Annotated in this window: 1 protein-coding gene (running past one end of the window); it reads left to right on the top strand. The window is 69.6% G+C overall.

The window, feature by feature from the left end; genetic code table 11:
• Nucleotides 1-12,645, top strand: partial view of a CARDB domain-containing protein gene (locus NFW05_RS17160; RefSeq protein WP_295309802.1) — the final stretch only. It extends 18,108 nt beyond the left edge of the window; only the last 12,645 of its 30,753 coding nucleotides appear in the window; the start codon falls outside the window, past its left edge; the stop codon is at nt 12,643-12,645.

Here is a 12,645-nt window from a genome sequence, read left to right as displayed (position 1 = left end):
GCCTTCTCGCTGATCGCCGGCGATCCCGACGGCGATCCCGTGGCCATCGCCTGGCTGCGTGATGCGCAAACTCCGCCCGACGCCAGCTTCGACGAGGCCACCGGCCGCTTCAGCTGGACACCGGAGCATCAGGTCGTCGACAACCTGAGCAGCGAAAGCCGCGACTTCGCCTTCGCTTTCCGCGCCAGCGACGGCCGATCGAGCGGCACGCAGACCGTCCGTGTGCGGGTCCTCGACGTCAACCGCCTGCCGCAGATCAGCGCCGCCGATCACCGCGTGCTCGCCGGAACGACGCTGTCGCTGCCGCTGATTTCGGGTACCTCGGCCGGTCCGGGGATTGCCGTCTTCGATCCGGACGGTGCCGCGCAGACGCAGGCGCTGCGCGTCGAGTTCAGCGATCTTCCCGAGGGCGCGGCTTACGACCCGCTGACCCGGCGTCTCGAATGGACGCCGACGGTCGCGCAGATCGGCAGCACGCTGGTCACCGCCCGCGTCTACGATGGACCGGGGCCGGCGGGCGCCGGCGACACGCAGCGCTTCGTCCTCCGGGCGGTGGCCAGCGTCGCCGACGACGCGCCCCGGGTGACCATTTCGGCGACTCCGGGACGCCCGGTGACTCCCGGGGAGACGGTCATCGTCAGCGTTCGCGCGAGCGCCGCGAGCGGCATCGCGGCGCTGACCGTCGAGCAGCGCGAACAAACGGGCGCGCCGTGGTCTCCGGTCGCGCTCGACGCCGCCGGGCGTTTCCGGGTCACGCCACGCGAGCCGGGCCTGATCGAGGTGCGCGCGACGGCGACCGACCACGACGGCTTCTCGGCCAGCGAGGCGTACACGCTCGCCGTTCGCGACCCTGCGGACAGCGCGGCGCCCGAACTGGCGTGGAGCGGTCCACTGGCCCGGGCGCTCGGCGACAGCGCGGCGAACTCGCCGATCGCGCTGCATGCGCCGCTGACCCTCGGCGCGACGCTGCGCGACGCCCAACTCGCTGGCTGGCGGCTGCAGATCGCTGCGGCTGGTTCCGAAAGCTGGACGACGCTCTCCGAGCAGACGCTCGGTGCGAGCCGCATCGACCAGGCGATCGACGTCGGGCGCATCGATCCGGCGACGCTGGCCAACGGGCTCTGGCGGCTGCGCCTCAGCGCCTGGGATGTCGCCGGCAGAACCAGCGAGATCGGCGGCCGGCTGCTGATCGACAGCACGGTCAAGGCGCCGCCGCTGGCGCTGGCAACCGACGCGCTGTTCACGCTCGGCGGCCATGCGTTCGCGCTGACCCGGCTGGTTCCCGCGCTGCTCGATGCGGCCGACCAGCAGCACGCGGCCCGCGAGCCCGGGCGCGGCCAGCTCGGCAACTGGACGCTGTCGCTCTTCGACTCGCGGCTCACCAGCGATCAGCCGGGGACCGACGACTCGGGAGCGACGGCCGCGTGGCGCGACGGCGCACGCGTCTGGATCACCGTTCCGGCGAGCCTGGCCGACGCGGACACCGGCCCGCTCGAACTCGCCTTCTCGCTGCGCGCGACGGCCGAGCGCCTCGGCGCCGAACCCGGCGCACCGCTCGTCTGGCACCCGGCGTTCACCGACAGCCAGGGCTGGCGGCTCGAAGCTCAGGCGAGCCCCGCAGGGTCTCGCCCCGACGCGCTCGTCCGTCTCGGCGAACGCCTCTACGAGCAACAAACCGGGCTGCCCTGGGCCCCCGAGTCCTTCACGCTGACCTCGCCCGGCGGCGATCGCACCCTGCTCGACTCGCAGGGGCGAGTCGGACGAGTGGCCTTCGCCGACGGCGCTCAGTGGCTGGTCTCGGATGCCGGCATCGCGGCGATCGGCGCCGACGCTCACCCCGCCGGACGCCTCGACCTGCTGCGCGACAGCCAGGGGCGCGTCGTCCGCGCGACCCATCTCCCGGAAACGCCCGATCCGCCGGAGAGCGTGGTTTACCTCTACGACCAGGCGGGCCGCCTGGTACTCGCTCGTCGTCCCGGGGAGGATGGCGGCGCAGCGGTCGGCTACGCGGCCGATGGCCGTCCGCTCGCCGGGGCGCTGACCGCAGACCTCGGCCCGATCGCCGGGTGGGCCCGCGGCGCCAGCTGGACCGGCGAACTGGCCGGAAGTGCCGTGTTCGGGCTGACGATCCGCGACAGCGAACTGCGCTCGGTCGCCGGTGCGAGCGGCAGCCTGATCGTCCGCGTCGAGAGTCGCACCGACGATCGGGCGACGCTCGAATGCCTCGGCAGAGGCTGCGCGATCGTCGGCAGCGAGCAGTACGGCGAGGTGCGCACGACGCTTCTGCGCATCGAAGAAAGCGGCCGGAAATTGCTGCGACTCGCTGGCCAAGGCCCGGCGAGCGTACGCGTCTCGGTCGCCGGCGACCTCGACGGTGACGGTCGCGTCGACGCTCGCGACTCCGCCCTCTGGCAGGCCCTGGCGGCTGCAGCGGACGATTCGGCCGATCTCGATGGCGACGGAACGGTCGATGCGGCGGACCGCCGGATCGTCGAAGCGAACACCGGCTTCGCCGCCAATCTTCCGCCGATCGCCGGGGCACCTGCGGCAATCCGCGCGCATGGCGGCCTGGCCACGAGTAGCGACCTGTCGACGCTGGCCGAGGACCTCGAAGGCGACCCGGTCTTCTGGCGGGTCGTCGCTTCGCCGAACGGCAGCGCGCGGCTCGCCGCCGACGGCCGGACGCTGGTCTTCACTGCCGATCCGGGCTTTGCGGGAACCGCGCATTTGAAGCTGCAGGCCGACGACGGCTACGCCGCCAGCGCACCGCTCGACCTTTCCGTCGAGGTCAGCGATGCACGCCTGCTGGCCATCCATCTCGCGCCTCCGGCCGAACTGATGACCGGACAGGCGGCGACCATCGAGGCGACGCTCGACTTCGCCGACGAGGCCGGTGTGCCGGTGATCGACCCGGCGTATCTGACGCTTCGCGCCGAGGACCTGACCACGATGGGCTTCGCCGGACCCGCGCCGCTGCTCGTCGACGACGCACTCGACCGGGTGCGCACGACGCGCGAGGGCCCGGCTCTGCTGGCCGTCAGCCGTGTCGACGGTGACGGCCAGCTGGTCCAGGCGGTCACCGCGATCAACGTGCGCAGCGCTGGCCGAGGCGCTGACGCGGCAGCGGCGGAGGTCGAACCGGTGGTCTATCCGGGAACGCTGACGCTCCTGCCCGGGGCGAGCAAACAGTTGCAGGTCCGGGTCATCGACCCGGACAGTGGCGATCGCCGGGATGTCCGCCGGGCGAGCCGGATCGCCTTTGCCGGGGTGCCCGAAGCGCTGGAGACGCTGATCGATCCGGAAACACAGCAGGCGCTGATCGACCCGCTGACCGGCCAGGTGGCCACCGACCCGCTGACCGGCGAAGTGCTCCTCGATCCGGCCAGCGGACAAACGTTGACCGTCGTGTATCCGGCGATCCCCGAGGTCCGCGATGGCACGCGCTACCTGATCAGCGATCCGACGGTCGCCAGCGTCGGCGACGACGGGCTGATCACCGCCAGACGCAGCGGGCAGGCGACGATCTCGGTCGTTCACCTGCTCAATCGTGTCGATCAGTGGGGAAACGTGCATGGCACGGTGATTGGCCAGACCGACGTCAGCCTGGTCGTCGAGGACGCGCAGCTCACCGACTCCGATCCACAGACCAGTGCGCCGGAGGCGATCGCCGTCGCTGCGCACAGCGGCGGGGTCATCCAGGCCGCGACCGGGGAGACGGTGCTGATCGGCGCCGGCGCACTCGCCGAGGACGCGATCGTCTCGATCCAGCGCATCGAGCTCGGTGAGCTGCTCCAGCGCACCGGACTCGACTCCCCCGCACCGGGGCTCGTGCAGCCCCTCGGCGCGTGCCATATCGAGCTCGGCGACCAGCCTTCGCTGGCTCCCGTCCAGCTGACGCTGCCGTTGCAGCAGACGGCCGGCGTACAACCCGGCGACGAGGTCCTGTTCCTGCGCCGCGGACTCGCTCCGTCTGGCGACGGCGAGTTGCGCGACGCCTGGTGGATCGTCGACAACGGCTTCGTCGAAGCCACGGCCAGCGGCTCGCTGGTCGCGCGAACGGCGAGCCCGCCGTACAGCGGGGTGCACGGCTCGGGCGACCTGCTCTGCGCGCGCACGGCGGTCGACGCGCAGACTGGAGCGATCCGGATCAGCGGCTCGCGGATCGACCCCTTGGCCCTGGTCGTGGACCAGATCGCGCTGCCCCTCGGCGGCAATCCGGCGTTCGGCGGCATTGCCGAGGCGCAGGCCGCGGCCGGGCTGATCGGGGCGATCTCGGCGCAGACCGGCCTGCTGGCCGTCGAAATGGGCTTCGGCGGGACCTATCGCGTCGTCCCCTGCGTCCGCGATGTGGCCGGCGGCGACCTGACGCTGACCATCGACCCGGGTGAGGCAGCCGCCGAGAGCGAAGCGAACGCGCCGCGGATCACGCGTGTCGAGGCCCTGTCGTCCGGCCGCCTGCGCATCACCGTCGAGAATCTCCAGGCGGCCGGTGCGGCGCCCGGCTCCCAGCCGCTCGCCCTGCGCGTCTGGATGTCCCCCGATGAGCTGACGATCGACGAACTCGGGCACGCCAGCTCGCCCTCGTGGACCGACGACTCGCTCGCGCAGCACGACCGGCTGCGCGTCTGGCAGAAAGCGATCGACCTCCAGCCGGTCGCCGCCGGACAGACCAGCCTGACATTCGAAATCGACGTTCCCGAACAGACGGCCAGCGGTCTGCATCGCCTGACCGTCCAGCGCATGCTGCAGACCTTCGACGCCGCCAACCCCGGCGCGATGCGCTGGGTGGCCAACGACGATCCGGGCACGGCGACGATCGAAGCCCAGGCCGGATTCAGCGTGGTCAGCGAGCGCGGCGTGCTGCGCGTCTTCCGCGACGGCCGCGAGGTCGTGGAGATCCCCTACCGCGACGCGGCCGGTGACCCCGAAAGCATCGGCGGCAGCAAGGCCGACCAGATCGCCTTCAGTCTCGACAACCGGCTGATGTTCGTCGCCGGGGACCGCGGCGAGATCCAGGTGCTCGATACGGCGACGCTGTGTCTGGCCGGCCGCATCAGCGTCGGCAGCGCGAACGTCTCGAGCCTTGCCGTCTCGGGCCAGTGGCTCTACGTCGCCGAGGGAGGCCACCGGGAAGCGGGTGGTGGTGCGTATCGCCTGCTGCGCGTCAACATCGACGAGAGCTCGCCCGGATTCCTCGAAGTCCAGCAGGTCGTGCTGCCGGCCGAGCTCGCTGGCGAGAACACGCCGTGTGGCTACATCGATCTGGCGGTGAGCGAAGGCGTGCACAGCTACCTGGCGGTGACCGCCAGCCGCCAGGCCCTCGCCGTCTCCGCCGGGCAGAGCCGGACCGAACCGAGCAAGGTCTTCATCGTCGACCTCGACGCGGCCCGCGAAGGCGGCGGGAGGCTCGACGCGCGCGCGGCGAACGCCTTCCGCGAGGTCGCGATTCCCTTCGGGCAGTTCCAGGGCGCCGAGTTCGTCGCCTCGGCGGGCATTCGCGATGACCGCTTGCGCTTCATGTTCAGCGACGCGCTCGAGCCGGATGCCGGTCTGGCGACGGCGACCGTCGCCGTCGCGCCAGGAGGCGGATTCGCCGGCGAAGCCGAGTTCCGCCGCATCACGATGTCCGGGGCTCGCCCGGGCGCGAGTCGTGTCGACGGCACCTATCAGCTGAACATCCAGCGCGCGCGTTCCCCGGTCTTCGTCACCGCGTCCGACGGCAGCGAGTACGCGCTCGTCGCCGACTACTTCTTCGACTTCCTCGATCCGCTGTTCGCCAGCGAGCCTTCCGGCGCCCAGCGCCAGATGGGCGGCAAGGTCGGCGTGGTCAGGGACCCCTTCGGCTCGCGTCCCGAGTACCTCGGTGCGACATCGCCGATCGTCGGCGCCAACATCTCCCGCCTGCTCGTCGATCGCGACGCCGGAACGCTGTCGGCAGACCTTCGCTACTGGCCGACCACCGGCGACCCACCACCGCCCGCCGGCCTGCTCGTCTGGGATCTCGACGCACTGCTCCGGGCCGCCGAAAGCCACGCCTTGTCGCGTCAGACTTCGACGAACCCCCTGCCCTTCGATCGCGACCCGGACACCGGCGAACTCGTCGTCACTCCCGACAAGTATGACCTCGGCGACGGCCGGACGATCACCTCGGGCTGGGTCGTCGGTCTGGCCGGAAGCCCGCTCAGGACGCCCGAGTCGCTGGCCTTCGCCGATCCGGTCGACACCAGCCGCCTGCTGAGGACCGTCGACCCCGATCCGGGTCGGGCAGTGCCCGAGTTCAACTACGGAGACATCGCCCGGATCGACCTGCGCAAGCTGATCCGCGATCAGTATCCGACGACGCTGGCCAACCTGCGGGATTCCGACCTGCGCTTCAACCCGGCCAACGTCGAAGTCAGCGGCGCGGCCACTCTGCTCAAGGATGCCGGCGGCTTCCTTCTGACTGCGCAGCGCGAGGATGAACTCGCCTCGGTCGCCGCGGCCGTCCGGCCGAGCTACTCGGGACTGCAGTCGGTGGGCAGCGACGAAGGCAAGCGAACGTTCAGCGAGAGCGGGATTCTTTTCCTGGTTCCGACGCTCGACGTCGATCGCCTGCGCAGCGGCCGGACGCTGCCCGGCGGGGACGCCGCGAACATCACGCTCTACCTTGGCGGCTACGACTCGCGCAACCCCGAGAGTCGCCTGGCGCTGAAGCTCAAGGTCGTCGACTACGATCGCGCGGCCGACAGTGCATTCTTCGGCGATCGTCCGCTGGACAACCCCGGCTATCACGAGTTCACCCTCACCGGGACGGTCGGCGGAAACAGCAGCGACGACAACCGGCTGCTCGACGTCGCGCGCGTCGAGCAGCGATTGCGCTACCTCGGTTACGGCTTGGCGACGATCCCGGCGATCGGCGAGATCACCGTCAACGGCGTGCTCGATCGCGGCGAACTCGTCGCCTTGCGGCAGTTCGACCAGATCATCCGCAACCTCGGCGACTACGAGGACACGGTCAGCGAGACGACCACCGACCGGCGCGGCCGGCGGCAGACCGTCACCCGGCCAATGCCGCCGATCACCCTGTCCACCGAGGACGTCAGCTGGCTGAACGCCTACAACGCCCCGCACTGGATGGAGTTCTTTCCGGCGAAGAACGGCCAGCTCAGCGGGTGGGAGAACAAGGCAGGGTCGGGCGCGCCGAGCGGGAGCATGGGAACCAGCTGGGTGCACAACCTGATGCTCGCCGGCCAGTACGCCGCGGCGGCCCAGCAGAGGCCGAATCCGCTCTGGTTCCAGAGTGCCGGTTCGCTCGGCAACCGGCTCGGCATCGGCGTCAATACGAGCTATGTTTCGCAAAGGAATCAGGCGCAGATCGATCCCGACGAGTGGTTGCTCGGCCTCTCGTCGGCGACCAGCCTGGACCTCGCAGGGGTCGCTGCCCGGAACTCGGGCAACGGAACGCCGCAGCAGAAGCTGAAATTCATCCTGCAGGAGCGCGACCGGCTAAGTGCCCAGGCCAACGGCCAGTGGAACTACCAGGTCGCCCAGGACCTTGCCGGCCTGCTCGCCAACCCGAATCGGAAGCCTCTGGCGCGAGACCCCCTGCACAACAGTCAGGGGGTCAACGATCAGACTCAAGCGCTGCGGGACTTCCTCGCGACCTACACGGCGACTCGCGCGGACAGCATCGCCGACAACGGCTCGTGGGACGAAATCGTCACCCGCATCGCGGTCTCCCGGACGCCCGAGGAGCAACGGCTGATCCGGAGGGCCTTGCTCGGCGATGGTTCGAAGCAGGGAGGACTGATCGACGCGTCGAGGATCTACGTCGGCGGCCGCGGCGACCGCAATGGCGGCATCGGCGCAGAACTTTCGGCGGAAACGCTCGGCGCGATGATGGGCAATACATCGGGGGTCGACTACGGCGCCTGGGTGCAGCCGTTGAACAGCGCACTGCGCGACTTCGACATCAACACCCCGACCCGGATGACCGCCTTTCTCGCCAACGTTCGCGCCGAAACCGGGGGGCTCGCCCATCTCTTCGAAGGAGCATACGTCAGCCGCGACGAAGGCAGGACGCAGCAGTACTACGACACGCAGTATGGCAGTCACAGGCTCAACCGGGGGTCCAGTAACCCGCACCGTGGTTCGGATTTCCGCGGCCGGGGGCTGTTGCACCTGACCTTCTACGAGAACTACCGGAACGCGAGCAACGGCCTGAACGAAGTCTACGGCGCAGGACGCTATGACCTGACGACCAATTTCGCAGACGTCACCAATGATCCCTTGACCGCAGCGCGCACAGCCGCCTGGTACTGGAGGCGTGAGCGTGGCGCTACCTGGGATCTGAATACGGCTGTCGACAGTGGGGATTTTGCGCGCACGGTGATCAAGATTCACGGCGCGCGTACGGATCAGATCGCGAGGAGGAGAGAGGCCCTTAATGACTATGTGGAGCCAGTTGCCTACGACCGAAATTCGTATGGGAACATCAGCGCGCTCCTCGGCCTCGTGGGCATACAGGCGCAGAACGCGAGGAACTACAACACCCAGTTCGGCTTGCAGGTTAGCCGGCCGCAGTTACAGCCGATTCTCCCTTCACTCGGAAGACGGCTGGAGTCTGGCGAGTGGATCCCTGGTGACAATGGCGGGGACCGGTATCTGGCAGAGCGCGGCCTCCTTTCTTCTCAATCGAATATCGACACACCAGAGGCACTCATCATGTTCCCCATCGCCATGGACTTCAATGATTATCAGCCTCCGCAGGTCGTTCAGGTTGCGCGGGGGTCTCGGAGGAGTGCCGAAGAGGGGCTCTTTGCCACCGCGGGCGTATGCCATCTCAGCCCCCCGTTAGACCAGATAGAGTTGCTCGGGCGACTGGGTGACGCAGCGTATTCTCTCTCTGCAGTGGCTTATAGCCATATCGTAATCGGCAGGAAGCTGCAAAGCGATGACGACTTCTACCGGATCGGCGAATGGTGGGATGCGAAGGCCGAGATAACGGTGGTGCAGCCACCGCGGCACGGCCAACTGATTGGCGAGAAGCTCATCTATCTTCCGAATGACGGCTTCACCGGAGCCGATCGGCTGACAATCGTCGTCCAAGCGACCAATCCGGACGGATCGGGTGAGAGCTACAGGGTCAAGCTAATCTACCACATCCGCGTTATAGATAAGATCAGGGATGCGTTGCGACCGGTCCTTGACAACGAACGTCTATACGAGAAGGCACACCGGAAATTCTGCGACGGTCTGCCGGAACTCTGGCTGATTCCTCCCGGCCGGTCCGAGGCTCCGGGCTCTGCGGACAATGCGCTCGCGATGATCTCGCCCGGCCTGCCCCGCTTCTCCAACCTGCCCGGCGGTGCCCTGGCTGAATCGCTCGGCAGTGGCCCGAACGCGACGATCACCCTCGACGACGACGCTGCCGGACACGGCTGGTTCTTCGACCCGACGCCTTGGGCGAGCGAAGAGTTCCTGCCGACGAGCGACCCGAACGAGTGGATCGCCCGGCCGGGTTCGGCGGCCGAAGGACGGATCGATCTCGGCACCGTCCTGCTCCACGAGTACGCGCACACGCTCGGCGTCGAGCACAGCTCCGACCCGCATCATTACATGGCCGCCACGCTGCTGCCCGGTGTCCGGCGGACGCTCGGCGAGGACGATCGGCTCCTCCTGCTGCGCCTGGCCGGCTATTTCCCCTCGTCGGGCGAGTTCGTCTTCCCGCCCGGCGGGAACGCTACGGCCGCGCCGGGCGCTCCGCCCTCGCCCGACTTGCCACGCGACGGCGGCGCACAGGCCCCGCTGACCGGAGATGCGAGCCGGCAGCGTGCGACGCGCTCGCGCCGGGTTCCCTACACCGAGCACCTCAGCTCCTCGCGCAGCCTCCGATACGAGACTCTCGCCAGCCCGACTCTCGACGATCCGTCATTTGCCGACGGTCTGCGCGCATGGGAGACGCACGGCGAGGTCAGCTTCGCCGATGGGGCGGCGACCCTCCGCGAATCGGCGCCGGGACACACGCGCCTGAGTCAGGTCTTCGCCGTCGGCGAGAACGAGCGCTACCTTTCGTTCTCGATCGCCGATCTGGCTCTCGGCGAGCAGCCCGGTCGTCCGGACGATGCCTTCGAGGTGGCCCTGATCGACGCCAACACCGGTCGCTCGTTGTTCGGCGACATCGGCCTGACGCACAGCGACGCGGCACTCAACCTCCAGGCTGACGGCTCCGAGTACCGGGCTCCCGAGGTCGGCGTGACGACCCGGAGCGACGGCAGCCGCAGATACCGGATCGACCTCTCGGGTGTCACGGCGGGCACGGTCGTGCACCTCTGCTTCGACCTGATCGGCTTTGGCTCGACCGCAGCCGACGATCGAGAGGCGCACAACAGCCGGGTGACCATCCGCGACCTGCGGCTCGACGACGATTCGCTGCACGCCGTCGACGACCTGGCGCTGACCGCGGAGGACACGCCGGTGCACATCGACGCACTGGCCAACGACCTCGCTGGCCGCGAGGCTGCCCCCGACCTGCTCGTCGTCAGCGGTCCCGACCATGGCTCGGTCAGCGTCGACGGCGGCGGCTTCCGCTACACGCCGGCAGCCGACTGGCACGGCGAAGATAGCTTCCGCTACCGGCTCGCTGCGCACGGCCTCGAGTCGGAGCCGGCCGAAGTCCGCGTTCGCGTCGACCCGGTCAATGACGTGCCGCTGGCTGCCGGCGGCGAGGTTCATGGCCTCGAGGACAAAGCGATCGTCCTCGACCTGCCCGCGCTGGGCAGCGATGCCGACGCCGATCCGCTCTCGCTGATCGTCGATGAGCCGCCTGCGCACGGCACCCTGCAGCGCGACGCCACGGCCAGGTGGACTTACACGCCGGACGGCGACTGGAGCGGCGAGGACAGCGTCAGCTACCACTTCACCGACGGCCTGGCGCGGTCGGAGTCGGCGACGCTGCGCCTGCAGCTGGGACCGGTGGCCGACGCGCCGCGGCTCGCATTGAGCGGCGCGCTCGATACGCCGCACAAGATGTTCCGCACCGGCTGGGAGGACTGCCCGAACCCGGACCTCGGCCCGACGCTGCTCGAGCGATCCAGCTACGACGGCTGGTCGGTGGTCAGCGCCCCGACGGCCGGCGCAGATCCAGGACCCGGCTTCGTGTTGTGGAGTTCGGGAGATCGGTTCGGCGCCGGCACGACCTCGCTCCGGCTCCGGGCAGCTCCCGGCAACGGCAAGCACTGGCTCGCACTCGGCGGCGAGGTGGCGGCAGGCACACCAGCGATCGAGCGCACGTTCGACACGGTCGCCGGCGCGCGTTACACGTTGTCGTTCGACGTCGCCGCGCTGGTGGGCTCAGCGGCCGGCTCGACGGCGATTCACGTTCGGGTGGACGGCTGCGACATCGCTGGCGAGGAAACGGGTATCGGCGAACTCGGCTCTGGCGGAGGTGCGAACCCCGACAATTCACTGGCCTGGCAATCGCGGCGTTTCGTCTTCGTCGGCGCCGGCGATTCTCAGACGCTGCGCATCGAATCCGCGGCCGAGCCGCCCGAAGCTGGCGGCCCCGGGACGATGATCGACGACATCGTGCTCGAAGAGTCGTTGCCCGTTGCCGGCATGACCGGGCGGACGATCCGCCTGCCGCTGATCGATGCCGCGCTGCGCGACCGCGACGGTTCGGAAGTGCTCAGCGTCACGCTGACCGGGCTTCCGCCAGATGCGCGCATCGACGATGGCGATCATTCAGTCACCGTGACTGCGCCTGGAGAGGCGATCGCGCTGACCGGCTGGATGCTCGACCGGGTCTCGCTGACCCCTCCCCCCGATACCTTCGGTCCCCTCCGGCTCGACCTCGTCGCGACGGCAACCGAAAGGGGCAACGGGGCGCAGGCCTCGACTCGCGCGACGATGACCATCGAAGTCCCGGAGCCGGTTCCGGCGGCCGGCATCTTCAGGGTCGGCGGCACGCCGGGCGAGTCGACGGCGCTGGTCGTCGACTGGCTCTCGCGCGAGGCCGGCTTCGACAACGAGATCGGCGTCTTCCGCGTCGACGACGCGAGCGGGAGGATCGGCGGGCTCGCTCCCGGAGACGCCGGCTACGCGGCCGCGGCACTGTCGTCCGAGCGGGCGGTCGCGCTACTGCCGAGCGGCTCGGGCGGCGGGGCCAGGGGCGTGACGGATCTTCCCGCGGGGGCCTGGGTTGGCTTCTATCTCGTCCAGGACACGACGACCAGCGAGTGGCGCACGACGAACGCGACGAACCGCGAAGGCGCCGGCCTGCTGGCCTTCTTCTCGGTCGCCGCGGCCAACCCCGACCATTTCGACCATCTGCGCATCGAGCGGAAGAGCGACGGTCGCCTCGGCCTGGCCTGGGAAGACCTCGCCTACGGCGGCGACCGCGACTACAACGATGCCGTGCTCGCGGCCAGCGGACTGCTCACTCCGGCTCTGCCCTCGGCCACCGTCCCGGCGAAGGCGGCGGCGAGCAGGACCGGCAGCGACACGGCGGTCAGGGCCGTCCGGATCGACTGGAGCGGTGGTCAGCCGGCGTGCTTTGCCGACCCGCGGCTCGAGCCGAACGGCTGGCTCGTCGACTTCGTCGGCGGCGCGTCGGCAACGACGCCGGTCGCCGCGCCGGACGGGCCGTGCATCCGCCTGGCCAGTTGA

It is taken from the genome of Accumulibacter sp. (assembly GCF_023806625.1).
GTDB lineage: Bacteria > Pseudomonadota > Gammaproteobacteria > Burkholderiales > Rhodocyclaceae > Accumulibacter.
This window is presented reverse-complemented; position numbering and strand designations above follow the sequence as displayed.